We start from the raw sequence: 23,816 nt of genomic DNA, 5'->3' as shown, positions 1-23,816 counted from the left end.
CTGGAGGGAAAAACGGCTTTTTACTATATATATTCTTATAAAAAAAGGCTTTTACAAGCATTTTTACTGAAAATGATCGAATTTTAGCTGGGAGGCATGATGGATGGGAATGAAAGGGAAGACTGCCATAGTGACTGGTGCGGCAAACGGAATAGGAAAAGAAGTGGCACTCCAGTTTGGAAGGGAGGGTGTCAATGTTATCATTGCAGATATTGATCCCGGAGGCAGCGGAACAGAAGAGGAAATTATCAATAGTGGGGGCTGGGCGCGTTTTATCATGACGGATGTCAGGAAAGAGGAAGATATCCTGAAGATGCTTGGAGATGTCATGGACGAATTCAATTCCGTAGATTATGTGATCAATAATGCGGGGGTATCGGAGTTTAAGCCTTTGCTTGAGCTGACCACTGAGGAATGGGATAATGTCATCCAGATTAATTTAAGGAGTGCCTTTATTCTTTCAAGGGAGGCTGCCCGAAGGATGAAGAAAGGCGGCAGAATAGTGAATATTTCCTCCACCAGGGCATCCATGTCAGAGCCGGGCTCTGAAGCATATGCCTCATCAAAGGGAGGGATAACGGCCCTGACACATGCGCTTGCATCCAGTTTGTCACCGCTTGGCATAACCGTCAATTCTATCAGCCCGGGCTGGATACAGACTGATAACTATGACAAGCTCCGTGAGAAGGATCATGAACAGCACTTATCAAACCGGGTGGGAAAGCCCTCTGACATTGCAAGGGCGTGCCTGTTCCTTTGCCATCCGGAAAATGACTTTATTACTGCAGAAGATATAGTCATTGACGGAGGAATGACCCGGAAAATGATATATGGGGAATAAAAAAATGGCATGTCCATAAAACAGGACAGCCGCGTACGTTCGTTATTTATTTCTTAATGAAAATCTTTAATTCTTTAATGATCTGCTGCTTGATTCCATCCCTGGTTTCAGGGGTTCCGGCAGCAGCAAAGCCATATAAGTATTTTCCAAAATGCCTTTTTTTCCATACTGTGGTGCCGTGCATGACCAGCATGCTTTCGTTAAGCTGAAAAGAAACAGTGAGCTCAAGGTCTTTGTCGGGCAGATCCAGATCAGTCTGGAATTTAAGGCCGTTCGGGCTTATATCCACAATATCCAGCTTTCCTTTTTTGCTGCTGTTCCGGCTGATTGTGAAAGTGCCCGGCACCGGGGTCTGCAGGGAGAACCTGAATGGCTCTTCGCGTTTATATTGCATGTTGCTCCTCCATAAAATAAAGTCTATCTCAGTTGTACAAAAAATATGGGAATAGTTCAAGAGGATATTTTTAAAAAACAAACATGATCTTTATTACTCGCAGCCCATGCCTGGAAAGGAACTGGATTAGAGCAGGAACAAACACGATAAGGCCGTGGAGCGGAGCAAGACGCAGACAGGAATCCTGGAAGGATTAATGATATCCATACCTAGCTCCAGGAAGCCTCCTGACATAGGCGTGCCTTGTGACAACGCTTACTAAAGTATCAATTTTAAATTTTTCTAAGATTTTCATATTTAAAAATTAGTTCGTTAAGATTGTCACAATATCACCAAAGTGATATTCTTTAAAAAAAGGGCAAATTTCGTCCTTTAATACTATAAAGAAATAGCATATGCACCGCTCACGATGGCTAGTAATTACCATAGCCGAGTTAAACATAGATATCCCGTATCAGGGGAACATTTAGGAGAAAGCTTTGGCCGATTAGCTTAATTGATTGCAGGCGGTTTGCACATCTATTTTAATCCAAAAGGAGTCGAGCAAAATGGCAGAAAAAACATTCACAGTTACAGCGGATACAGGTATCCATGCACGTCCGGCAACATTGTTGGTACAGGCAGCAGGAAAGTTTGATTCAGAAATCAACCTTGAATATAAAGGAAGAAAAGTAAACTTGAAATCAATCATGGGCGTAATGTCACTTGGAATTGGCCAAGGTGCAGAAATCAAGATCACGGCTGAAGGCAGCGATGAGCAGGATGCGCTTAACACTCTTGAAGAAACGCTAAAAAGAGAAGGCTTAGCTGAATAATGGCAAGCATGTTAAAAGGGATAGCGGCTTCAAGCGGTATTGCGATTGCCAAGGCATATCGCCTGATTGAGCCCGATTTAACGGTGCAGAAACAGACCGTTTCAGAAACAGTTGAAGAAAAATCCCGCTTCCAGGATGCAGTCAGCGTCTCAAAGAAGGAATTACAAGCCATCCGTGATAATGCCGAGAGAGAACTGGGTGCGGACAAAGCAGCAATATTCGATGCCCACCTTCTTGTTCTGAGCGATCCAGAATTGATTGCACCCATCGAAGACAAAATTGAAAACGAACATGTCAATGCAGAGTTTGCCCTTAAGGAAACAGCGGATATGTTCGTCATGATGTTTGAGCAGATGGACAACGAATACATGAAAGAGCGTGCTGCTGATATCCGTGATGTTACCAAGCGGGTACTTGCACATCTCTTAAAAGTTCAAATTCCTAACCCAAGCATGATCTCCGAGGAAGTGATCATCGTTGCTGAAGATTTGACGCCTTCTGATACAGCACAGTTGAACCGTACATATGTAAAAGGTTTTACTACCAATATCGGCGGCCGTACATCTCATTCAGCCATTATGGCCCGTTCCATGGAAATTCCTGCTGTGGTGGGAACAAAAGAAGCTGTCGAGCAGATCCAAAATGGCGATTTGGTCATTGTGGATGGCTTGAATGGTGAAGTTCATGTGAATCCTACACCTGAATTGATTGAAAAATATAAGAGCGAGCATGAAGCCTTTGAAGCACAAAAGGCAGAATGGGCAAAGCTTGTAAATGAACAGACGGTTTCTGCTGATGGCCGGCATGTTGAGCTTGCTGCCAACATCGGGACACCTAAGGACCTGGAAGGCGTCAAGGCAAACGGCGGAGAGGGAATCGGTCTTTACCGAACCGAATTCCTTTACATGGGCCGTGACCAGCTGCCGACAGAAGACGAGCAATTCGAAGCTTACAAGGCGGTCCTTGAAGGTATGGAAGGCAAGCCGGTTGTAGTCCGCACCCTGGACATCGGCGGAGACAAGGAACTGCCATACCTGGATCTCCCTAAGGAGATGAACCCATTCCTTGGCTTCAGGGCGATCCGTCTATGCCTGGAAGAACAGGGGATATTCCGTACGCAGCTTCGTGCGCTGCTAAGGGCAAGCACTTACGGAAACCTGAAGATCATGTTCCCGATGATTGCAACGCTTGATGAATTCAGGGCGGCCAAAGCCATTCTTGAAGAAGAAAAGCAGGCGCTTGCAGGCGAAGGGATCCAGACAGCAGATCATATTGAGACAGGAATCATGGTGGAAATTCCATCAACTGCCGTCATGGCAGACACATTTGCCAAAGAAGTTGATTTCTTCAGCATCGGGACGAATGACCTGATTCAGTATACGATGGCTGCGGATCGTATGAATGAAAGGGTATCTTACCTTTACCAGCCATACAACCCGGCTATCCTGCGCTTAGTCAAAATGGTCATCGACGCAGCCCATAAAGAGGGCAAATGGGCCGGCATGTGCGGAGAGATGGCTGGCGATGAAACGGCTATTCCGCTTCTATTGGGACTTGGGCTTGATGAGTTCTCCATGAGCGCCACATCCATCCTTCGGGCCCGCTCATTGATCAAGCGCCTTTCCCAGCCGGAGATGCAGCAGCTGGCAGAGCAGGCACTTGGCATGAGCACAGCACAAGAAGTTGTACATGCTGTGGAAACAGCTTTAACTAAATAATCTCGGATAAACTGCAGGCAGAACCGGTGAAAACCGGCTTGCCTGCAGTTTTTTATTATTGGCTGTTTTCTTGTGCTTTCTGGACATGCTGTACCTTGCATAAAATAGATGAACGCGACATAAAACAAACATGAGTTTTTTAATTACAGCCCATGCATGGAAAGGAACCTGGACAAGAGCAGGAACAAACATAAAAAGGCGGTGGAGTAAGGCACAATAGGTATGTCAGCAGGATAAATAATGTTCATACATAGCTGCAGGAAAGCCTCATAATCCATGCAGCTCCACCCCTTTTCGACAGAAAATCCTTTTAAAGTAATCGAAAATTTGATCTGGAAATAGTCTTTAATTGATAGCGAATATGAATAATGCTGCCTGCTGACAAGCAACACCGTATTTACCATTTTTTTATAAAATGTGTTTAAGAGAATCTGGGACGGGTATAGTAAGATTAGCAGCAAATGAATGTGACCTAGTTATGCAGCTAACATTCTCATTTCCCCCCTTTAGACAGCCGTATAAAAAACCGGCTGTCTTTTTTTCTGCAAAAAAAGTTTTAACTTGGTTCGAGCAGGGTAATTAAAATTTACTATATTAATATTATTTTCGGACTCAACGTGTAAATAATGGTTGATAGGTTATTCCTGCATTTCCCCCGCATTGATTGCTCGACCCCCAAAATCGAACATATAAGCGATGTATAATGCAAATCCTACATTTATAACCTTTCAAGTTTCTTTTCGGCTGCTAAGGCATCGTTTAGAAAAAAATACTACTGTGAAGAGAGGGAAGGCCCTTGATCAAATTTAATCATGTCGGGAAAAAATATCCCGATGGCTTTATGGCTTTAAAAGATATCACCTTTGAAATAGGGGAAGGGGAATTTGTTGCGCTGATCGGACCGAGCGGGTGCGGCAAAACGACAACCATGAGGATGATAAACCGGCTGACAGAGCCGACATCCGGGGAGATATACATAAACGGGGAGGATGTCTCAAAAAGCGATCCTGTCCAGCTTCGGAGGAATATTGGCTATGTAATCCAGCAGATTGGATTGCTGCCGCATATGACGATCAAAGATAATATAACCCTGGTCCCACGGCTGAAAGGCTGGGATAAGGAGCGGTATGAAAAAAAGGTCGATGAACTTCTTGAACTGGTTGGCCTGGATCCGGAAACCTTCAAGAACAGGTTCCCGGCTGACCTGAGCGGCGGTCAGCAGCAGAGGGTGGGTGTGATCCGCGCTCTCGCGGCCGAGCCTCCCGTCATTCTGATGGATGAACCATTCAGTGCACTCGACCCAATTAGCCGTGAGCAGCTTCAGGATGAATTAGTCCAGCTTCAGCAAAGAATCAAGAAAACGATCGTATTTGTAACCCATGATATGGATGAAGCAATAAAAATTGCGGACCGCATTGCGATCATGAATGAAGGGGAAATCGTTCAATTTGATTCCCCGGAACGGATACTCCGCCATCCAAAGAATGACTTTGTCAGAGGCTTCATTGGTGAAGACCGTCTTAGTGCGAAAAACGAAAATCCGTCTGCAAAAGATTTGATGATTGAAAAAATCATTACCGCAAAACCTGGGCGCGGCCTTGCCGAGGCCTTGAAATTGATGAAAACCTACAGAGTAGACAGCCTCCTGGTAACGGATGAGGATAAAAGGCTGCTCGGGATAGCAGCACTGGAAGATGTAGAACGGGAATATCACCATGAAGAAAAAACGCTTGGGGATATCATGAAGCAGGAATTCTATCAGGCGGATGTTGAAACGCCATATACAGAAATTGCCCTGATGTTCACTGAAGGTGCTGTGTTTGTTCCGGTATCATCAGGCGAAAGGCTCGCCGGACTAATAACGAGGGCATCCATGATGCGGGGCCTTGCCGGCCTGCAGACTGCAGCCGGGGGAGGTGTGAAACATGGAGAATAGCAATTTCCTGATGGCTCTTTGGGATACGATGTCATCCCGCTGGCCGGATATATTGCTTGGACTTCAGCAGCATTTATTCCTGTCGATTGTGTCAATTGCGGTAGCTGCTATCATTGCCATACCGCTAGGAATCTTTATATCAAGGCGAAAGCGTGTCGCCGAACCGATCATCGGGGTCGTTTCTGTCTTCCAAACGATACCGAGTCTGGCATTATTCGGTTTCCTGCTGCCTCTGTTCGGCATCGGGAACATCACAGCCATCATTGCATTAACCGTTTATGCCCTCCTTCCGTTATTGAGGAATACATATACCGGATTGACAAGTGTCGACCAATCAGCTGTAGAGGCTGGAAAAGGCATGGGGATGACACAGAATCAAATCCTGAGGATGATTGAACTGCCCCTTGCGATGCCAATCATAATGGCCGGACTCAGGACGGCATCAGTGCTAACGATCGGGGTGGCCACCCTTGCCGCATTTATTGGAGCCGGCGGTCTCGGGGATTTGATATACCGGGGACTTTCAACGGCCAGAAATGAATTGGTACTCGCGGGAGCCATACCGGCCGCTATCCTTGCAGTGGCCATCGACTTGATTTTAAAGCGGGTTGAATTAGCTGTAGATCCGAAAAGAGGAAAAAGAGGCACTTTTAATTGGAAGAAAACAGCCGTCATCCTTGTGCCGGCTGCAGCCATCCTGCTGTTCTTCTCATTTAGGGGAGGAAGTTCAAACGATACTGTCGTCATAGCAGGAAAGAAGTGGACTGAACAATATATCCTCCCGTATATCGTTTCTGAATATGTGAAGGATAAGACCGATTATAAGGTGCAGATAAAGGAAGGCCTTGGGGAAACACCGATTTTGACTCAGGCGCTCCGTAAAGGCGATATCGATCTGTATGTAGAATACACAGGCACCGGCCTGCTGACGATATTGAAGGAGAAATACAATCCTGAAGACAGTGCAGATGATATCTATAAGAAGGTGAATGAAGGGTATCAAGATAAATATGATCTGAAATGGCTTAAGCCTTTAGGGTTTGAAAATACGTATGCCCTGGCCTTCAATCAGGCATCATTCAAAAAAGCGGGTGTCAAGACCATCTCGGAGCTTGCGCCAAAATCCGACGATGTGCGATTTGGTGCACCGACCGAATTTTACGAGCGTGAGGATGGGTATACAGCATTTACAGAAACATACAATCTGCAGTTCAAGGAAAAGCGAAGCCTTGATGCCAACCTGATGTATTCCGCTCTGAACGAGGGCAAGGTGGACGCCATTCCTGCCTTTACAACAGACGGCAGACTGGTCCGTTTCAATTTGAAGACGCTGAAGGATGACAAAAAGTTTTTCCCGCCGTATTATGCAGCCCCGGTAGTCAGGGAAGAAACGCTCAAAAAATTCCCTGAACTCGAGGATGCGGTCAATGGGCTGGCTGGCAAAATCTCAGATGAAGAAATGGCTGAGATGAATGCACAGGTGGACCTTGATAAAAAAGACCCGGAGGATGTGGCAAAGGCCTTCCTGAAAAAGAAAGGGCTCATAGATTAAATTGCAGGAGCAGCATGCTTTTAAGCAGGCTGCTCTTTTAATGGGCGGAACATCTTTTCTGTCAGCCTGGACATGCCGAAATAAAGCTCCTTGCTTCCAGTAGTCCAAAAGGTGGCACTCCGCGGGCAGTTCACGGTAAAATGAAAGAATAATTAGAAAAAGGGAGGAAGGATTAATGGAATTGAACTTAAAGGACAGGACTGCGGTTGTGGCGGCTTCCAGCCAGGGACTTGGCCGTGCCATAGCTGAGGAATTGGTTAAAGAGGGAGCTAACGTGGTCATCACGAGCCGCCATGAGGACAAGCTGAAAGAAGTCTGCAGCCAATTGGAAGCCTTACAGGCAGGAAAGGCCAGTTATATAGCAGGTGATCTGACAAAAGGGGAGGACATCCAGCACATCATTGCAAAAACAATCGATACATACGGCGGCATTGATATATTGGTCAACAATGCAGGCGGCCCTCCGGCAGGAGCCTTTGAAGACATAACAGATGAAGAATGGCAGACATCTTTTGAGCTGAACCTTTTAAGCTATATCCGCCTCATCCGCGCGGCTCTTCCTTATCTAAAGGAAAATGGGGGAAGGATTGTTAATATCGCTTCATCCTCGGTCAAAGAACCCATTCCGGGACTGATCTTATCCAATACATTCAGGACTGCCATTACCGGCTTGTCTAAGACGCTTGCGGCTGAACTTGCACCGCATCATATTCTGATCAATACCCTTGCGCCCGGCAGAATTGCAACAGACCGGGTCAGGCATCTTGATGAAGTGAATGCAGATAAAGCAGGAGTTGCGGTAGAGGAAGTAGAGGATCGAATGAAAGGGCAGATTCCACTCGGAAGGTATGGTGAACCTGCTGAATTCGCGAGGGTAGCAGCCTTTTTGCTGTCTGACGCCAATTCATATATGACCGGCAGTACATTCCTTGTGGATGGCGGCATGGTTAAATCACTGTGATGAAGAAGGGAAAAGATAATATGTCACTAAAATATTCTATTGGCTTTATCGGCATAGGAGTAATGGGCGAAAGCATGGCAGGGCATTTACTGGAGAGCGGCCTGCCGGTCAGCGTATATACGAGGACAAAGTCAAAGGCGGAAAGGCTTCTTGCTGCCGGTGCAGCCTGGGCTGATTCTCCCCGGAGGATAGCAGAGACTTCCAATGTAATCATTTCAATTGTCGGATATCCACATGATGTCGAAGAAATATATCTTGGACAGGAAGGCATTGTTGCACATGCCGAAAAAGGCACCCTCCTGATCGACATGACCACATCTAAGCCTGAACTGGCTGTAAGGATTTATGAAGAAGCAAAAAAGCGGGGCCTGCGTTCCATAGATGCTCCAGTTTCTGGAGGTGACATAGGCGCACAGAATGCCAGTTTGACCATCATGGCAGGCGGTGATGAGGAGGATTTCCGGGCGGTGGAGCCGATACTGGCAAAAATGGGCTCCAATGTGCAGTACCAGGGTAAAGCTGGAGCCGGACAGCACACGAAAATGAGCAATCAGATTGCCATTGCTTCAAATATGATCGGAGTCTGCGAGGCTGTGGTTTATGCGCAAAAAGCCGGCCTGAATCCCGAGAATGTCCTGAAGAGCATTTCCTTCGGTGCTGCGGGAAGCTGGTCGCTGTCCAATCTGGCACCGCGCATGATCAGCGGCGACTTTGAGCCGGGCTTCTATATAAAACATTTTATTAAGGATATGAAAATTGCCCTGGAGGAATCCGAACGCATGGACATTGCGCTGCCGGGACTTAAGCTTGCAAGGTCCTTATACGAAGAACTGGCTTCAGCAGGGGAAGCGGAAAGCGGTACACAGGCACTGTATAAATATTGGAAGTTGTAAGGCGCCGGCAAAAAACGCTTGAACCGAAATGGGTCCAAGCGTTTCTTTGTCACGTGCCCAGGAAAGATGCAAGCCTGTCCAGGGCTCTTTCCAATGTGTCCAGGGAATAAGCGTAGGATAATCGCACATAACCTTCTCCGAGCGGAGAGAAGGCACTCCCGGGGACAAGCGCCACCCTCTTGCTTTTTAATAGATCAAGGGCAAATTCTTCCGATGAACGATATTTTTGGGGAAGCTTAATAAAGAAGTAAAAAGCTCCATCAGGCATGACCACATCCAGGTTCATTTCCTTGAGCCGGGAATAAACATAATCCCTTCTTGTTCTGTACTCAGCCCTCATCGGGGCTGCGTCATCAAAACCGGCAGTAAGGGCGGCGTAGGCTGCTTTTTGTGAAATGGATGAGGCACAGCTCACATTATATTGATGCACTTTCAGTATATGTTCAGCTATCACGCCAGGGGCGAAAATGAATCCAATCCGCCAGCCTGTCATGGAGTGTGATTTGGAAAGTCCATTGATCAAAATGGTCTGGGCTGGCAGGAATTCCGCAATGGAAGCATGCCCTTCATAAGAAAGCTCGCTATAAATTTCGTCCGCGATGATAAAAATGCCCTTATCTTGCACCAGGGCCGCTATCTCCTGCAATTCTTCCGCACTGAGAGAAACGCCGGTCGGATTGGAAGGGTAAGGAAGAATGATGCATTTTGTTTTTTCAGTGATATAGGCTGCTATAATATCTGCCGTCATCTTGAAGGAGTTCCCGGTAATGTCAGCGTGTACCGGTACACCTCCGCAAAGTCTGACAATCGGTTCGTATCCTGGATACACCGGACCCGGCAGGATGGCTTCGTCGCCTTCTGACAGGATGGTCCTAAGCGAGATATCGATGGCTTCACTCGCGCCTGCAGTGACGATGACTTCCGAGACTGCTTCATATGTAAGGCGGTATTTTTCCTTCACAAAATTGGCTGCAGCTTTCCTAAGCCCGAGGAAACCGGCATTATGTGTATAGACAGTGAAGTCCTCATCTATGGCCTGCTTGGCCGCTTCCTTGATATGAAGCGGAGTTTTAAAATCTGGCTGTCCAATCGTAAGGGATATCACATCGTCAAATTCCGAAACCATATTAAAAAATTTGCGTATGCCTGAAAGTTCAATTTGTGTAACACGCTTATTCAAGTAATTTTCCATATCGCTCCTCCTAATCTCCTTATCATTTTACCACGATAAAGAGCATCGGGAAATAATCGGGAAATGGGGGACTGTCCCCCGGAAAGGAGATTTTTTTGATCAGAACAGCGGCTATTACAGAAAGCGGACAGGTTTTGACCAATCTGTCCCTTGAAGATACGAAGCGAGGGGATATCAAATGGTGCTGGACTGATTTTTGCAGTCCGACGCGGGATGAAACGGAGATGCTGGGTTCATTTTTTGGATTCCATCCGCTTGCGGTGGAAGATTGCTTTGATGATTTTCTTCAGCGGCCAAAAATTGACTTTTATGGTGATTATCAGTTCCTGGTAGTGCACGCGCTTGATTATGTAACACTGGAAGCGGAGGAAGTGGATTTATTCATGGGTGCCCGGCATGCAGTTACCTATCATAAAAAAGCATTGCCGGAGCTGGAGCGGATGTGGGATTCCTTCTCCGATTCTCAGGCAAACCTGCGCGGACCCTATTCCATCATTCATTGGGTCATTGATAGTATTGTTGATCAATTTTTCCCTATTCTCTTCAAAATTGAGGACAGCTTAAATGATCTTGATGATAATCCGGGAAGGAACTCTGCCACTGACTTGATGGAAGAATTGTTTGATATCAGAGGCGACCTTAACAAGATCAGAAAAACGCTCATCCCTATGAGGGATTTATTATACCGGATTACAAATTCTGAAAGATTGAACCAAGTGCCTGACCAGAAGCTGTATTTTCATGATATATATGACCACTTGCTCAAGCTGGTTGAAATGATGGAGTCCTTTCGGGAATATTCCTCTGATATCAGGGACAGTTATATTTCCATGAATTCCTACAATATGAATACAATCATGATGACGCTGACTGTGATTACCACGATCTTTATGCCGCTTACCTTTATTGTCGGCATTTATGGCATGAACTTCGATTATATGCCCGAGCTTCATTGGAAGTATGGATTTCCCCTGATTATGGCGCTTATGATTATCATCTCTATTTCCATGTTCTTGTTTTTCTACAAAAGGGGCTGGATAACAAGGACGCAAAAGCTCATCATAAAAAATAACGGCAGGCCGGGCCGGGATCGGTGAAATCAGTATTCATACAGAATTCTTTCTTTAAAGCTCTTATTTATATTTATCGACATTTTAATGCTTCAGGCAGTGGGCCTACTAAAGAATTCAGCTTTCCAGCCGAAATAATATATAGAGAAAAGTACCGGGAAGCAGCAGCTGACCGGCAGGCATGGAGGCTGAACATATGGATTCAAATAAAGGTATATTACTGGAGAGCGGCACAAACGAGATAGAAGTAGTTGAATTTGGAATTGGAGCTATTAAATTCGGCATTAATGTCATTAAAGTCAAGGAGATCATAAAACCTGTTTCTGTAACGCCGATTCCCCGTTCCCACCAGAATGTTGAAGGGGTCATCGAGCTCAGGGGAGAAGTCCTGCCCATTATTGATGTAGCGGTTGCCCTCGGGCTGCCGCCATCACAGACGCCCCATGATGATAAATTTATCGTGGCAGAATTCAATATGCAGAAGACGGTGTTCCATGTACATTCTGTTACTCAGATTCACCGGCTGTCATGGGAGTCTATCGAGAAACCGACTGGACTTATGCAGGGTCTTGAAAGCCAGATAGTGGGCATGGTAAACCTTGAAGGCCATATGCTGATGCTTCTGGACTTTGAAAAGATGATAGTCGACATCAATCCGGATTCCGGAATTCATGCAGGCAGGCTGAAGCATGTTGAGGCCCGGGACAGATCAGATAAAAAAATCATAGTTGCTGAGGATTCCGCACTATTAAGAAAGCTGATAGAAGGGACCCTTCTTGAGGCCGGTATCCAGCAGGTGAAATTCTTTGAAAACGGCAGTGATACACTGGCTTATTTAGAAGCCCTGGAGAATGATGGCAAAAAAATTGAAGATGAAGTCGATTTGCTCATCACTGATATCGAAATGCCGAAAATGGATGGTCTCCATCTGACGAGAAGGATCAAGACGAGTGAAGCCTTCAATAAGCTTCCTGTCATTATCTTTTCTTCTTTAATTACAGAAGATCTCCGCCATAAAGGCAAGATGGTCGGTGCCGACGCACAGGTGAGCAAGCCGGAAATAGGCAGGCTGATCGAATATATGGATGAGCTGATCCGCTAAAGACAGGATGGATCCCATGAATCATTTAATTGCGAAAGCAGAGCGGTTTGCAAGATCAGCACATCAGGGGCAAATCAGGAAAATAAGGGGCACACCTTATATTGAGCATCCCTTGAATGTTGCGGAGATACTAAAAAACGCCCATTTTGCAGATGAAGTAGTGGCTGCAGGACTGCTCCATGATGTGGTAGAGGACACTTCAGTTACCATTCAGGAAATCCAGCTGGAATTTGGACCGGAAGTTGCCAGGCTCGTTGCCGGCAATACAGAGGAAAAGCACCTCATCTGGGAAGAAAGAAAAATGCATACTATACAAAGTGTGAGAGACGCCGGCATGGAGCTGAAGGCGCTGGTGGCTGCTGATAAGCTTGATAACCTAAAAAGTATCATTAGTAATTATGAGGAATATGGGGATGATGTGTGGTCCCACTTCAAAAGAGGCAGAGAAAAACAGTATTGGTACTATTCAAATGTTTCACGTGCGATACTGGATCATACATCTCAAGAGGAGGTTCCCGGGTACTTCCATGAATTAAGGAAACTAGCCGAACGCATAAAACTAACATGAGTTTTCACCCGCAGTCCATGCCTGGAAAGGAACCTGGACAAGAGCAGGAACAAACACAATGCGGCTGGAGCGGAATAAAGCGCAGGCAGGAATGCCAGCAAGATAAATGATGGTCACACCAAGCTGCAGGAAGCTTTTTGATACATGCAGCTCCGCCTCTTTTCCCCAGAAAAAATAAAGGAGCCCTTTGCAAAGGGCTCCTTTATCTTTTTGGTTTGGGAAAAGAGATATCTCCGCCAAGGAAAGAGGAAGAGAAGCAGTCTGGTGTCTTTGGCTGAGGAACCCTTCTTGGGGTCCGGCTGTTTTTTTTCTCCGGCTGATTCTGGGCATGCTTGATACCTAAATAATCCTGGAGGATGTTCCTGGCTTTAGACAGTGACAAATGGGCCTTTGGATTTCTTTTACCGGAAAGGCGGCTTCCTAAATGGGGAAGGGATGTTTTATCCTCCCTGGTTGGAGGCAGATGGAAAATATAATCTCCGCATTCTACAATTACATCCGACTGCTGTCTTGAGAACCGGGGATTATCAGAAAAGTGGAGACCCACTTTCTTGGCTTTTCCTTCCTGCATCAGCTGATCTAACGCTTTTTGTTTGAGATGGTAAAGGTTTTGGGGCTTCAACGCTGTCTTGGCATGCTTGTTTACGACAAAGATGGCCTGGGCTAAGGTTTGGACGGAAACCGAGGTGCCCGGCTTGCCCTGATTGGGCTGGCTCATATAAATCTCCTTTCAGTTCCAATATTTTTTGACATTTATTATAACATTTTCTTATAGAGAAAAGAGATAAACTTTTACAGCTGTGGAATAGGCTTAAGCTTAGCTCCATATCATGTCATCTTCGTTTTGCCCTATATGTATAGAACTTAAACTTAAAATCTGCAATTAGATAAAAGATATAAAATATTCTTCAGCCCGATTAACCGAAGGGCTGAAGAATGCAGGGGCAGATTTTCTAATAATAGTAATAGGGCGGCACGGGCGGAGGATATGCCGCGTATACAGGATAGGGATAAAAGTAGGGTCTGTTGAACAGCAGGGGGCCGATGGCAAGGCCGGCTGCAAAGGGGAGCAGTGGAAAGAACCGCTCATCATTTCCCTGTTCCTGTTCACGGGGAGCCAGGGTTTGGCCGTACTGCGGATAATAGGATTGTTGATAATACAAAGCAACTCTTCCTTTCTATAACTGCATCTACACCTGTGAAAAGGTGTCTATCCTAAGCTATAATATGAGATGCAGGCCTGTATGGAGCCTGTCATGATGAGGATAAGGAGGGGGATCCATGCTGAAGAGTATTGCGGCCGCAGGATTCGGCGGTGCGGCCGGGGCCATGGCGAGATTCTGGGTTCAGCAGGGCGCGGCTGGACCTGAAGGCACATTAACTGCCAATATACTTGCGAGTCTCCTGATTGGATATATAAATGGATTACAAATCAAAGAAAAGAAACCTATGCTTTTACTCTTTTTAGGCACAGGTTTTTGCGGGGGCTTTTCGACTATGTCTACCTTTTCAATGGAAGTCTGCACATTACTGTTAGACGGGGGCCTGTCCGGACTTTTATACATCGTATCCACAGCCGTGCTGTGTATAGGTTCAGCTTTCTTGGGTTACTCGGCAGCAGGGAAGGCGGTGAAGTGAAATGGACTGCCTTTCAGTAGCACTGGGTGGATTTTTTGGATCGATTGCACGATTCCTGGCTGGGATGTGGTGGCTTGCCGGACGAAAGTCATCCATACCTCTTTCCATTGCAGCAATCAATATAGCCGGCTGTTTCTTGCTTGGACTTGTCCTGCCTATTTTAGAAAGCTCAGGGCAGCACTTCATTCTGTTTGCATCTGCTGGATTTTTGGGCTCTTTTACAACCATGTCTACTTTCAGCCTAGAAGCAGCACAGCTGCTAAGAGAAAACAATATGAAGGGCTTTGTGCTGTACATCATCCTGTCAATTGGCGGCAGCCTCCTGGCATTTCCAATCGGCCGCATAATAGGCATGTATGTGCCGAAGATATTCTAGAAGCAGGGAAGTTTTTTTATTTTCTAATTTTTGCTGTGCTTCATGCAAATTCGTTGTAAAATGACAGTATACAAAAACTAACAAAATACGGAATTTACTTCCACTGTATCTGTTTTTCCTGCAGGCTGGGGGACAGTATACAGCGGCATTCCTTAAGGTGCTGACATTATGGATTCATTCAATTATTATCTCGATAAGTTACATAAAAAAGGAAGCGGTAACATGGATACCATCCTTCTCGAAATTATGTTCCGGCATGTAAAAGACATGCTATTCATCATGAAGGTGGAAGGAGCGGGTCAATTCCGCTACTTATTTGCCAACGAAGTGGCTCTTGAACGTGCTGCCCTTACAGATGGAAGCATTGGCAGGCTGATTCAGGATGTGCTGTCATCTGATAAGGCCCATGAGCTCATCCGTCAATATAATCAGGTCCTGGAAACCGGGGAGGCGGTGTATTTTAAAGACTCCGGCATCTCATCTAGCGGCAGGCGCTTTTTTGGAGAATCCATTCTCACTCCGGTGGGTGAAGAAGCCGGACCGATTCAGTATATAGTCAGTGTGACAAGGGATATCACAGAAGCAGTGCTTGAAAATGAAAAGCTTATAGAAAGCCAGGATCGGTTTCGGTCGCTGATTGATCATAATATGGATTCTATCTTTACGCTGGATGAAACCGGGAATATTGTGAATGTGAATCCCGCAGCATACAAAATCACCGGTTTCAGCGGAATTGAACTGAACATGAAGGAATTTGTTTCATTCTTGAGCGGGGAAGATCAGGACAGCTTCAAGGCATTATTCAGCGGTTCGATGAAAGGTGCTGCCATGGAGTCGATTGATCTCTGTTTCATTGATAAGGGAGGATCCGGCATTTCCGTCCATATCCGGACAGTGCCCATCATTATTGCTGGGCAGGTGAGGGGCCTGTATATCATTATGAGGAATATTACTGCCCAAAAAGACAATCTGGAAACTATAAAATATATGGCCTATCATGACCAGTTGACCGGTCTGATGAACAGGACGGCACTCATACGTGATATAAATGAAGCAATTACCGAGGCGAGCGCCCCTGCAAGACAGATTGCCATATACAATATAGATCTGGACAGATTCAAGTACCTGAATGATTCCCTTGGACATAACATCGGTGATGCCCTTCTCAAGGAAGTGGGCAGGAGGCTTTTGGCCATCAGGGATTTTGACTACAAGCTTTACCGCCAGGGCGGAGATGAATTTACCGTCCTGCTCAGCCACAGCAGTAAAGAGGAAGCAGAGCAGTTTGCTGTTGTGCTGTTCAACCAATTTGGCCAGCCTTTTACACTTCGCGGCCAGGATTATTTTATTTCTCCAAGCATTGGGATAAGTATGTATCCGCTTGATGGGATAGACAGCGAAACCCTTTTAAGGAAAGCTGACGGTGCCCTCCATAAGGTGAAGGAAAGAGGCAAGGCGCATTTTCAGTTTTTCAGTAAGGACATCCTTCTTCATCAGCCCAATATTGTCGTGATGGAGTCCAATCTGAGAAGGGCCATTGAGAAGAAAGAATTAAACCTTTATTATCAGCCGCAAATCAATCTGGCCACCAATCAGATTGAGAGCCTGGAAGCATTGCTTCGCTGGCATAACCCTACCCTCGGGTACGTTTCTCCAGCTGAATTCATTCCGCTGGCGGAAGATACGGCCCTGATTGTCCCGATTGGGGAATGGGTGCTTGAGGAAGTATGCAGGCAGATTGTGGAATGGGATATAAAAGGACTGCCAGAAATAAAAGTGGCGATCAATCTCTCGCCGAAACAATTTCTGCAGCCCCAGCTTGCCGAGAGGCTGAATGATGTGATCAAGAAGTATGGAGTGAGTCCTGCGAGACTTGAAATAGAAATAACGGAGGGTGCCATTCAGAATACTGTGGAGAGCCTTGAGATCGTAACCAAGCTCAAGGAGATCGGATTATCCATTTCAGTGGACGACTTCGGGACCGGATATTCTTCCTTAAGCTATCTAAAACAATTCCCGCTCGATACCTTAAAGATCGATCAGTCCTTTGTCAGGGAAATTCTTTATGACAAGAAGGATGCAGCCATCATTACCACCATCATCCACCTGGGGCAGAGTCTCGGCCTTGAGGTGATAGCCGAAGGCGTTGAGGTGCCTGAGCAGGCCGGCTTCCTGAGGGAAGCAAATTGCCAGAAAGGACAGGGTTATCTGTTTTCAAAGCCGATGCCCCCCATTGAGATTGAAAAGGCGCTGCTGACTAAAAAGAACTTCGCACCTCAATAAGAAAGGAGCAGCGGCCTCATGGGCACTGCTCCTTCATTATTATACCTAAATATGAAGATCAATGTTTCCTCTCCAGTTCAAATATGGTGATCTCCGGCCTTGACAGGACTCTATAGGGAAGCCGTGTGGTTCCAAGCCCCCGGTTTACATAAAGCTTGACAGAACCGATGTCATAGAAGCCTTCGATGTATTTCTCCGCGAATGGAGGCTTCACCAGTGCACCGGCAAATGGGATCTGCACCTGCCCGCCATGGCTGTGGCCGCTCAGCTGCAGATGAACCGGATATGCGGAAATGTCGTCTGCAAGGTCGGGAGCATGTGACAGATTAATATGGTACCTGCCTTCTGCCCGGTCGAGCGCCCGGTTTAAATCCGGTCTGCCGAGCATCGGTTCATCAATCCCAGAAATGCAGATAGAGTCGCCATTTAAAAGTTTCACTAGCTTGTAATCATTTTTTAAAACAGTAAAGCCAGCCTGCTTCATGATGTTTTCATAGATATCTGTACCATAGCCGCCGTGGTCATGGTTGCCATATACGCAGAACTTCCCAAGAGGCGGGTTCAGCGAACTCAGCACAGGGATTATATCTTCCTGATGTGCATACTCATTTGGCGCATCCATCAGATCCCCTGTGAAGAAAATGATATCAGGCTGGAGGCTGCTGATTTTCTTTACAGCCGTCTTGAGGTCATCGAGCTGGAATTGAAAGCCGATATGCGTGTCGCTGAATTGAACAATCTTTATACCGCCAAACCCCCGCGGGATTAACTGGTGGCTGATTTTATATGAATTAACCTCAAGCCATCGCGGTTCAACCTCCTCAGCATAATACTTGCCGCCCGCACCTGCTCCGGCCGCTGAAAGGAGGACTCCCAGACTGGACTTCAAAAAAGACCTTCTTGTCCACTTTTTCATCTAATCAACCTATCTATACAACTGAATTCTACTCATAAATAGTAACAAAAACACCCGTGAAATAATAGCCATAACCCCAAGCCAAAATCTGCAAACCCTTCCGCCACGGACTATTTCCCGGGGGACAGTCCCCCATTTACCAAAATTCGAAGAAAGGGGATTGTTAAGCAGGGGTTTGTTCTTATAGTATTATGGTAGAGAAAATAGACGGGGGTTATATGAGTGATAATTAGAGATGCAGTGGAGTGCGATCTGCCGTTTTTGCTTGATATTTATAATGAGGCAATCAGGAATACGGCAGCGACGTTTGATATGAAGGAGCAAACGCTTGCAGAGAGGCGGCAGTGGTTCAGCAAGTATGGCGGGGATTATCCGCTTTTAGTGGCTGAGATCGATGGCAGGGCTGCAGGGTATTGTTCTTTGTCGCCCTTCAGGGACAAAGAAGCATACCGGCAGACCGTAGAGATATCTATTTATATAGATGCAGCGTATAGAGGAAGAGGCGCCGCAGGCAGACTGATGGGAGCCATCATTGAAAAAGCAAGGAGCTCCGGGTTTCATGTCATTATGGCTGGGATCACTGCAGGCAATGACACCAGCGTAGAAATGCATAAAAAGTTTGGTTTCCAATACGCAGGCTGCTTCAGAGAAGTGGGTTACAAATTTGACCAATGGCAGGATGTTTTATTTTATCAGCTTATATTATGACGACCTTGGTTATATGCGGGGAAATGCCCCCGTTGTAAAAGACCCGGTAGCTAAAAAAGAGCCGGGTTTTTCTTTTGTTGATTTAAGTTAGAAAATTTAGAAAATAAATGCTATCATTGAAATGAATGACTATTCATTTTTGGAAGAGGGGATCAGAATGAAAGATAAAGTAATCATCATTACTGGAGGATCAAGCGGCATGGGGAAGTTCATGGCTAAAAGGTTTGCGGATTCAGGTGCAAATGTAGTCATTACAGGACGCAACCCAGAGAGGCTCGAGCAGACAAAGAGTGAAATAGAAACGGGTGAAGGCCGAATCCTTACCATCCAAATGGATGTGAGAGAAGTGGAGCATGTACGGCATATGGTTGGAAAAACTTTGGAGACATTCGGTACGATTGATTTCCTGGTCAATAATGCAGCTGGAAATTTCATATGCCCTGCTGAAAAATTGTCGCCGAACGGATGGAAATCTGTCATAGATATTGTCTTGAATGGAACATTCTATTGTACAAGCGAAGTAGGGAAATACTGGATTGAAAAAGGTATCAAAGGCAGCATCATCAATATGGTCGCAACCTATGCCTGGGGAGCCGGAGCCGGAGTCATCCATTCAGCGAGCGCCAAGGCAGGGGTGCTGTCCATGACCCGTACCCTCGCCGTGGAATGGGGCAGCCGGTATGGGATACGGGTGAATGCCATCGCGCCGGGTCCGATTGAAAGGACTGGAGGAGCGGAAAAGCTCTGGGAATCGGAAGAAGCTGCCAGGAGGACACTGGACAGTGTACCGCTCAAGAGGCTTGGTACTCCTGAAGAGATCGCCGGATTGGCGAGTTACCTCTTCTCCCCGGAAGCCGGATATATAAACGGAGAATGCATAACCATGGATGGAGGACAGTGGCTCAATCAGCATCCCTTCTAGAGAGTTACTGCGCGCTGATGGGACTTGCCATTTTTCAATACATAAACCGGCCAGTTTGAAGCTTGAGTAACATCCCGGCTGCATAAACTTCACATAGCATCAGCCTTCCCATGAATATATTTTTTTATGATAAGCGGTGTAAAACACTACTGTATTTGTTGACATGACTATTCATAATTTTGCCTGCATGTCTTCTGGTGGTAAAATGAAAAAAAGATTCTTGGTTGGAGGGGCTGCTGTGGATGCTGTAGAAATATTAGAGAATACCGATAAAATATTCCCCTGCTTTCAGCCCGTATTCAGCGCGGATGAACATCAGGTGATCGGGTATGAGGTGCTTGGCAGGATTCAATCAGGCAGTCAGGCGCTCAGCCTGGAACCTTTTCTTAATGATCCAGATATACCGGACGAATACCGGATTGAAGTCGAGAACATCATTCTTGAAAGGGCGCTCTTCCAGCTTGGGGCAGCCAGTGATTCTGTGCTTTTTTTCATCCATAGAGACCCTGATCTGTTAATGCAGGATCATGGGGAAGGGTTTCTTGGAATACTGAAGCAGCACCTCCCGGACAGGCTGGATAAAATCGTGCTTGAAATATCAGAAGCAAACTATAGCGGGGAACTGGATCCTCTCTATCATATGCTGGCATATTTCCGTACATATGGAATTGGTGTGGCTATAGGCAATCTTGGGGAAAAGAGCCATATGGAGAGGATAGCCAAGCTTTCGCCGCACATCCTCAAAATAAACTTTGAGACCATGCGGAACAGCGGGGGCCAGAATGACTTGCTGTATCCCGTGAAGATGCTCGCAAGAAAAATGGGAGCAGCCCTGCTTTTTGAAGGTATCGAAAATAATTATGATATGCACTATGCCTGGAAGAACGGCGGCCGTTATTATCAAGGGGCATATCTTCATGCACCCATTGTGCACTTAGTAGAAAGGAATATCCTTAGAGACAAATTTAAGGAAGAATTCCATGAATTTATTCTGCTGGAAAAAAACAAACTGGAAAAGGTCTATGAAATTACGATGAATTTTCAGACCCGCCTGGCAGAACTGCTTGCAAAATTTAAGCGCCGCCAAGCGGGGACTGAGTTGCTGCAGGCGCTTGCCGTGGAATTGGAAGCTATGTGCTTCAGGCTTTATATTTGTGATGAAGAAGGCTTTCAAAAGTCACCCAATTTATTCAGGACTGACGGATCATGGATCATTCAGGAGGAGTATCGCAGCAAAAACTGGAGCTGGCGTCCATATTTCCTGGAAAACATTATCAAAATGAGACATGAAAAAAAAGGCTTTCTTTCTGATGTGTATAGTGATATTGAAACAGGAGAAACCATCAGGACATTTTCTTATCCTCTGAGCGGGGAAGATTTTTTATTCCTTGACCTTTCTTATTCCTTTCTATATGAACATGATGTATTGCTTTAACAAATTGCGGAAACCTCCATTTAAGGAGGTTTTTTTTGCTTTGTATGCTGGAAATATTATCCGATCAGGCATTATATGATGATTTCAAGTTTTTTGCCTTAAGGTTCGGGTAAAAAACAATATAGACATTCTATCCATACAAAATTGTACTAAGGAGTGACAAGATGAAGAAAAAACTGATGACTGTCTTTACTGCCATGTCCCTATTCTTTAGTACCGGCATAACTGCCATCTATGCGGAAGGCACTGAAAGCCGTCAATCCCAAATACATAAGGAATCAGCCTTTGATGTACTAACTGAAGCATTTGCCGCCCAGGTTTCATTGAGTTATGAAGGACAGAGCCTTGATGGCGTGAGGGAAACTCTTAAACCTTATTTCACAGAGTCATTCATTGATAAATTCATTAAAGAAAATGTAGTGGAAATAAACGGAGCTTATCAGACTCTCGGATCAGATGCCGCTGTGTATTATGTTCCATTTTTCAGTTATGATAAAAAGACTATGCTAAAAGCTGAAGAAGATACTGCGGTTATTTCGGAAAAATTTGAAGCAAGCAGTGAAGGTCCGGTGGGATATGATGCCCATACGGAAAGTGTTCATTTAGTTAAGGAAGGGAATGCATGGAAGATAGACGATATCCGAAACAGCCTGGCCGGTGAGGAAGAACTGGAAGAGGAAGCTGTCGTGGACGATGGCGGAACGGCAGCTGCGGGAGCCGGGGCCAATGAACTGAAAGGACTGACAGAGGGTGCTGCCGGTCTTGGGACTGCTTTTGCAGAAAGGTTTGACCTTGCAGTCAGTCTCTTTGGAACCGCCAGCATTTCAGCCAGTTTAGAATAAAAAAAGTCCGGTTCCCCCTGGTGAACCGGATTTCTTTATGCTCATTCCCCCTGTATGCCAAGTATGCGGCGAATCTCTTCCAGCTGTGAAGGCGTATAGGGTTTGCCTTTAATGACAAGTACAGGTGTGGAAAACATATTATAGGTATTCATCAATGTCTTTCTCGCTGCCCCATCACTTTTTATATTTTTTTCATCGTAAGCGATCCCGTGCTCTTTCAATAATAATTTGATGAATTCACAAGGGGGGCAGTCTGGCTGGGAATAAAGGATGACTTCCTGCATCATGCTGCTCCTTTCTTATATACCTGGCTTCATAAGTGTTATTTTAAGGCATGGAGCCGGTAAAGTGAAATTTTTTCAAAACATTTAATTTTTATGAACCTGCACTTATTTATGTACAAATATGCCGCATTAATTTATTCTGTTTATATGGGCATGGATATCTTAACATTTTTAATGGACATGCAGCATAAAAGGATAGAATCTTAAAAATGGTCCAACCTATTTTTAAGGTCTTACATAATGGAAAGGAGTGAGCGCATGTCTCAGTTACAGGGGATTCTGACAAGGTTAAAAAGTCTTCAGGATCAGGCTAAAGAAACTGAACAAGCTCAGCGTTTTTTTGAAATTGAAGGAGTTAGGAAATGCCAGGTGACTTTCTTCAATAAAACAGAAACCTTCGAGTTAGAGGTCTTCAATGATAAAAGTAAATCATCCAAATATCAATTCGACAATATCGATATGATCGCAATCGAAATATTTGACCTATTGAGCGCGTAAGAGTCCTTTATGGACTCTTTTTTTATTTTCGTAATATAACGGGTTCAATGTTATAATGTAGGCAGGAAACGGACAGGGCGGACTAAAGAGGCTGAGGCAGGCTTCCGGCTTTTTCAACTTTAAAAAAAGAAATTCCAGGTATGTTTTTCTTTCCCTCTCTTAAAACTAGTCTTAAGGAGGGATTCGATTGATGGATGTTCCCGGAGTCAGGTGCCCGGTCTGCCAAATGGAAGCAGTGATGGATGAAAAGGTGATCACTTCCCAATCTAACCAGAATATCATCTATACCTGCCCGAATTGCCATTTCACTAAAAGGAATATTAAAACAAACAAAGGGTAAACACATATACCGATATAAAGGCAGGATAGCCATCCTGCCAACATACAAGGGTGAGGAGATTTCAGATATGATGAGCGTTTATAGTGAAGAATTATTAGAACTGGATATCAGCGGATTTATCATCCCTTCGGAAAGGGTGGCCCATGTACAGGGCGGAAACAACCTGGAACATGCACTGCTCGTATTGACAAAGACAGGATATACAGCCATTCCGGTATTAGATCCTCAATATAAACTTCAGGGCCTTCTAGCAACACCAGCCATCCTGGACTCAATCCTCGGGCTGCAGCGCATAGAATTTGAACAGCTGGAACAAAAGAGAGTTGCCGAAGTCATGAGCTGCGACATTCCAAGGCTTAAAATCACGGATAAAATAAAAAAAGGACTGGCGCTTCTGATTGACCATCCGTTTGTGTGCGTGGAAAATGAAGAAGGGTTCTTTGAAGGAATATTGACCAGAAGGGCCCTTCTCAAAAAGCTGAATCAAGACCTGCATACCAAGAGGTCAGTCTAAGCTCCCTGTATCAGGGAG

At 45.5% G+C, this 23,816-nt stretch carries 26 protein-coding genes; 20 read left to right on the top strand and 6 right to left on the bottom strand.

Features of this window, described 5'->3' with window-relative positions; translation table 11 throughout:
- Window positions 1-103: 103 nt before the first annotated feature.
- Window positions 104-841 carry an SDR family NAD(P)-dependent oxidoreductase gene (locus tag V1498_RS15375; protein WP_409294561.1) on the top strand — a complete coding sequence of 246 codons (738 nt, stop codon included), beginning with the start codon at window positions 104-106 and terminating at the stop codon, window positions 839-841.
- A 46-nt stretch (window positions 842-887) separates the two neighbouring features.
- On the opposite strand, the gene V1498_RS15370 is transcribed toward V1498_RS15375, so the two are convergent.
- The gene (locus V1498_RS15370; RefSeq protein WP_409294560.1) at window positions 888-1,235 is read right to left on the bottom strand and encodes a PilZ domain-containing protein; all 348 of its coding nucleotides are present in this window, start codon (window positions 1,233-1,235) and stop codon (window positions 888-890) included.
- A 548-nt stretch (window positions 1,236-1,783) separates the two neighbouring features.
- Between V1498_RS15370 and V1498_RS15365 the strand changes: the two genes are divergently transcribed.
- The 6 genes from V1498_RS15365 to V1498_RS15340 all read left to right on the top strand — a co-directional run bounded on the left by V1498_RS15365 (window position 1,784) and on the right by V1498_RS15340 (window position 9,110).
- Window positions 1,784-2,050, top strand: coding sequence for a phosphocarrier protein HPr (locus V1498_RS15365; protein WP_204543768.1), 267 nt, complete (start codon window positions 1,784-1,786; stop codon window positions 2,048-2,050).
- Window positions 2,050-3,768 carry a phosphoenolpyruvate--protein phosphotransferase gene (gene ptsP, locus V1498_RS15360; RefSeq protein WP_409294559.1) on the top strand — a complete coding sequence of 573 codons (1,719 nt, stop codon included), beginning with the start codon at window positions 2,050-2,052 and terminating at the stop codon, window positions 3,766-3,768. Before V1498_RS15365 ends, ptsP begins: the two co-directional genes overlap by 1 nt.
- A gap of 796 nt (window positions 3,769-4,564) precedes the next feature.
- Complete coding sequence (locus V1498_RS15355) at window positions 4,565-5,704, top strand: ABC transporter ATP-binding protein (protein ID WP_409294558.1); 1,140 nt, start codon at window positions 4,565-4,567, stop codon at window positions 5,702-5,704.
- Entirely contained in the window at window positions 5,694-7,256 is a 1,563-nt protein-coding gene (locus tag V1498_RS15350) for a glycine betaine ABC transporter substrate-binding protein (RefSeq protein WP_409294557.1), read from the top strand. The genes V1498_RS15355 and V1498_RS15350 overlap by 11 nt, the downstream gene beginning before the upstream one ends.
- Window positions 7,257-7,431: 175 nt before the next feature.
- The gene (locus tag V1498_RS15345) at window positions 7,432-8,217 is read left to right on the top strand and encodes an SDR family oxidoreductase (protein ID WP_409294556.1); all 786 of its coding nucleotides are present in this window, start codon (window positions 7,432-7,434) and stop codon (window positions 8,215-8,217) included.
- A gap of 20 nt (window positions 8,218-8,237) precedes the next feature.
- On the top strand, window positions 8,238-9,110 hold the full coding sequence (locus V1498_RS15340) for an NAD(P)-dependent oxidoreductase (protein ID WP_409294555.1): 873 nt from the start codon (window positions 8,238-8,240) through the stop codon (window positions 9,108-9,110).
- Window positions 9,111-9,159: 49 nt separating this feature from the next.
- Here the strand turns inward: V1498_RS15340 and V1498_RS15335 are convergent, their stop codons facing one another.
- Window positions 9,160-10,302, bottom strand: coding sequence for an aminotransferase A (locus tag V1498_RS15335; RefSeq protein WP_409294554.1), 1,143 nt, complete (start codon window positions 10,300-10,302; stop codon window positions 9,160-9,162).
- Between the two features lie 95 nt (window positions 10,303-10,397).
- Between V1498_RS15335 and corA the strand changes: the two genes are divergently transcribed.
- The 3 genes from corA (at window position 10,398) to V1498_RS15320 (ending at window position 13,042) form a co-directional block, all read left to right on the top strand.
- Complete coding sequence (gene corA / locus V1498_RS15330; RefSeq protein ID WP_409294553.1) at window positions 10,398-11,399, top strand: magnesium/cobalt transporter CorA; 1,002 nt, start codon at window positions 10,398-10,400, stop codon at window positions 11,397-11,399.
- Window positions 11,400-11,568: 169 nt separating this feature from the next.
- Window positions 11,569-12,474 carry a chemotaxis protein gene (locus tag V1498_RS15325; RefSeq protein ID WP_409294552.1) on the top strand — a complete coding sequence of 302 codons (906 nt, stop codon included), beginning with the start codon at window positions 11,569-11,571 and terminating at the stop codon, window positions 12,472-12,474.
- A gap of 16 nt (window positions 12,475-12,490) precedes the next feature.
- Window positions 12,491-13,042, top strand: a complete 552-nt coding sequence (locus tag V1498_RS15320; RefSeq protein WP_409294551.1) for an HD domain-containing protein — start codon at window positions 12,491-12,493, stop codon at window positions 13,040-13,042.
- 202 nt (window positions 13,043-13,244) lie between these two features.
- On the opposite strand, the gene V1498_RS15315 is transcribed toward V1498_RS15320, so the two are convergent.
- Together V1498_RS15315 and V1498_RS15310 are read right to left on the bottom strand one after the other, a co-directional pair.
- On the bottom strand, window positions 13,245-13,760 hold the full coding sequence (locus V1498_RS15315) for a YkyB family protein (RefSeq protein ID WP_409294550.1): 516 nt from the start codon (window positions 13,758-13,760) through the stop codon (window positions 13,245-13,247).
- A gap of 235 nt (window positions 13,761-13,995) precedes the next feature.
- A complete protein-coding gene (locus V1498_RS15310; protein ID WP_409294549.1) occupies window positions 13,996-14,205 on the bottom strand; it encodes a hypothetical protein in 210 nt (69 codons plus the stop codon).
- A gap of 118 nt (window positions 14,206-14,323) precedes the next feature.
- On the opposite strand from V1498_RS15310, the gene V1498_RS15305 reads away from it, so the two are divergent.
- From V1498_RS15305 to V1498_RS15295, 3 genes are all read left to right on the top strand, one after another.
- Complete coding sequence (locus V1498_RS15305) at window positions 14,324-14,680, top strand: fluoride efflux transporter FluC (protein ID WP_409294548.1); 357 nt, start codon at window positions 14,324-14,326, stop codon at window positions 14,678-14,680.
- A 1-nt stretch (window position 14,681) separates the two neighbouring features.
- A complete protein-coding gene (gene crcB, locus V1498_RS15300; RefSeq protein WP_409294547.1) occupies window positions 14,682-15,056 on the top strand; it encodes a fluoride efflux transporter CrcB in 375 nt (124 codons plus the stop codon).
- Between the two features lie 168 nt (window positions 15,057-15,224).
- Window positions 15,225-17,339 (top strand): putative bifunctional diguanylate cyclase/phosphodiesterase, encoded by a 2,115-nt coding sequence (locus V1498_RS15295; protein ID WP_409294546.1) that lies wholly within the window; start codon window positions 15,225-15,227, stop codon window positions 17,337-17,339.
- A gap of 58 nt (window positions 17,340-17,397) precedes the next feature.
- Here the strand turns inward: V1498_RS15295 and V1498_RS15290 are convergent, their stop codons facing one another.
- Complete coding sequence (locus tag V1498_RS15290; RefSeq protein WP_409294545.1) at window positions 17,398-18,255, bottom strand: metallophosphoesterase; 858 nt, start codon at window positions 18,253-18,255, stop codon at window positions 17,398-17,400.
- Between the two features lie 222 nt (window positions 18,256-18,477).
- Here V1498_RS15290 and V1498_RS15285 point away from each other — a divergent pair, with 222 nt between their 5' ends.
- The 4 genes from V1498_RS15285 (at window position 18,478) to V1498_RS15270 (ending at window position 22,162) form a co-directional block, all read left to right on the top strand.
- Window positions 18,478-18,963: a GNAT family N-acetyltransferase gene (locus tag V1498_RS15285; protein ID WP_409294544.1), complete on the top strand. Its 486-nt coding sequence runs from the start codon at window positions 18,478-18,480 to the stop codon at window positions 18,961-18,963.
- A gap of 157 nt (window positions 18,964-19,120) precedes the next feature.
- The gene (gene fadH, locus V1498_RS15280; RefSeq protein ID WP_409294543.1) at window positions 19,121-19,885 is read left to right on the top strand and encodes a 2,4-dienoyl-CoA reductase; all 765 of its coding nucleotides are present in this window, start codon (window positions 19,121-19,123) and stop codon (window positions 19,883-19,885) included.
- 238 nt (window positions 19,886-20,123) lie between these two features.
- Window positions 20,124-21,320: an EAL-associated domain-containing protein gene (locus V1498_RS15275; protein ID WP_409294542.1), complete on the top strand. Its 1,197-nt coding sequence runs from the start codon at window positions 20,124-20,126 to the stop codon at window positions 21,318-21,320.
- Window positions 21,321-21,484: 164 nt separating this feature from the next.
- A complete protein-coding gene (locus V1498_RS15270) occupies window positions 21,485-22,162 on the top strand; it encodes a DUF3993 domain-containing protein (RefSeq protein WP_409294541.1) in 678 nt (225 codons plus the stop codon).
- Window positions 22,163-22,203: 41 nt separating this feature from the next.
- Here the strand turns inward: V1498_RS15270 and V1498_RS15265 are convergent, their stop codons facing one another.
- Window positions 22,204-22,446, bottom strand: coding sequence for a glutaredoxin family protein (locus V1498_RS15265; protein ID WP_409294540.1), 243 nt, complete (start codon window positions 22,444-22,446; stop codon window positions 22,204-22,206).
- Between the two features lie 258 nt (window positions 22,447-22,704).
- Here V1498_RS15265 and V1498_RS15260 point away from each other — a divergent pair, with 258 nt between their 5' ends.
- The 3 genes from V1498_RS15260 (at window position 22,705) to cbpB (ending at window position 23,798) form a co-directional block, all read left to right on the top strand.
- The gene (locus V1498_RS15260; RefSeq protein WP_409292006.1) at window positions 22,705-22,944 is read left to right on the top strand and encodes a YkuJ family protein; all 240 of its coding nucleotides are present in this window, start codon (window positions 22,705-22,707) and stop codon (window positions 22,942-22,944) included.
- A gap of 187 nt (window positions 22,945-23,131) precedes the next feature.
- Window positions 23,132-23,284 carry a hypothetical protein gene (locus tag V1498_RS15255; protein WP_409299422.1) on the top strand — a complete coding sequence of 51 codons (153 nt, stop codon included), beginning with the start codon at window positions 23,132-23,134 and terminating at the stop codon, window positions 23,282-23,284.
- 67 nt (window positions 23,285-23,351) lie between these two features.
- Window positions 23,352-23,798 carry a cyclic-di-AMP-binding protein CbpB gene (cbpB, locus tag V1498_RS15250; protein ID WP_409294539.1) on the top strand — a complete coding sequence of 149 codons (447 nt, stop codon included), beginning with the start codon at window positions 23,352-23,354 and terminating at the stop codon, window positions 23,796-23,798.
- The last annotated feature ends 18 nt before the right edge of the window (window positions 23,799-23,816 follow it).

This window comes from Paraperibacillus marinus, from assembly GCF_046237605.1.
In the GTDB taxonomy this organism is placed as follows: domain Bacteria; phylum Bacillota; class Bacilli; order Bacillales; family DSM-1321; genus Paraperibacillus; species Paraperibacillus marinus.
Note: the sequence above shows the minus strand (reverse complement) of the source record. Positions and strands in the feature narration are given on the sequence as shown.

Bases quoted from the DNA above. Each gene is read 5' to 3' on its own strand.
- V1498_RS15375 (WP_409294561.1), top strand. From the start codon at position 104: ATGGGAATGAAAGGGAAGACTGCCATAGTGACTGGTGCGGCAAACGGA.
- V1498_RS15370 (WP_409294560.1), bottom strand. From the start codon at position 1,235: ATGCAATATAAACGCGAAGAGCCATTCAGGTTCTCCCTGCAGACCCCG.
- V1498_RS15365 (WP_204543768.1), top strand. From the start codon at position 1,784: ATGGCAGAAAAAACATTCACAGTTACAGCGGATACAGGTATCCATGCA.
- ptsP (WP_409294559.1), top strand. From the start codon at position 2,050: ATGGCAAGCATGTTAAAAGGGATAGCGGCTTCAAGCGGTATTGCGATT.
- V1498_RS15350 (WP_409294557.1), top strand. From the start codon at position 5,694: ATGGAGAATAGCAATTTCCTGATGGCTCTTTGGGATACGATGTCATCC.
- V1498_RS15345 (WP_409294556.1), top strand. From the start codon at position 7,432: ATGGAATTGAACTTAAAGGACAGGACTGCGGTTGTGGCGGCTTCCAGC.
- V1498_RS15340 (WP_409294555.1), top strand. From the start codon at position 8,238: ATGTCACTAAAATATTCTATTGGCTTTATCGGCATAGGAGTAATGGGC.
- V1498_RS15335 (WP_409294554.1), bottom strand. From the start codon at position 10,302: ATGGAAAATTACTTGAATAAGCGTGTTACACAAATTGAACTTTCAGGC.
- V1498_RS15325 (WP_409294552.1), top strand. From the start codon at position 11,569: ATGGATTCAAATAAAGGTATATTACTGGAGAGCGGCACAAACGAGATA.
- V1498_RS15320 (WP_409294551.1), top strand. From the start codon at position 12,491: ATGAATCATTTAATTGCGAAAGCAGAGCGGTTTGCAAGATCAGCACAT.
- V1498_RS15315 (WP_409294550.1), bottom strand. From the start codon at position 13,760: ATGAGCCAGCCCAATCAGGGCAAGCCGGGCACCTCGGTTTCCGTCCAA.
- V1498_RS15305 (WP_409294548.1), top strand. From the start codon at position 14,324: ATGCTGAAGAGTATTGCGGCCGCAGGATTCGGCGGTGCGGCCGGGGCC.
- crcB (WP_409294547.1), top strand. From the start codon at position 14,682: ATGGACTGCCTTTCAGTAGCACTGGGTGGATTTTTTGGATCGATTGCA.
- V1498_RS15295 (WP_409294546.1), top strand. From the start codon at position 15,225: ATGGATTCATTCAATTATTATCTCGATAAGTTACATAAAAAAGGAAGC.
- V1498_RS15290 (WP_409294545.1), bottom strand. From the start codon at position 18,255: ATGAAAAAGTGGACAAGAAGGTCTTTTTTGAAGTCCAGTCTGGGAGTC.
- fadH (WP_409294543.1), top strand. From the start codon at position 19,121: ATGAAAGATAAAGTAATCATCATTACTGGAGGATCAAGCGGCATGGGG.
- V1498_RS15270 (WP_409294541.1), top strand. From the start codon at position 21,485: ATGAAGAAAAAACTGATGACTGTCTTTACTGCCATGTCCCTATTCTTT.
- V1498_RS15265 (WP_409294540.1), bottom strand. From the start codon at position 22,446: ATGCAGGAAGTCATCCTTTATTCCCAGCCAGACTGCCCCCCTTGTGAA.
- V1498_RS15260 (WP_409292006.1), top strand. From the start codon at position 22,705: ATGTCTCAGTTACAGGGGATTCTGACAAGGTTAAAAAGTCTTCAGGAT.
- cbpB (WP_409294539.1), top strand. From the start codon at position 23,352: ATGATGAGCGTTTATAGTGAAGAATTATTAGAACTGGATATCAGCGGA.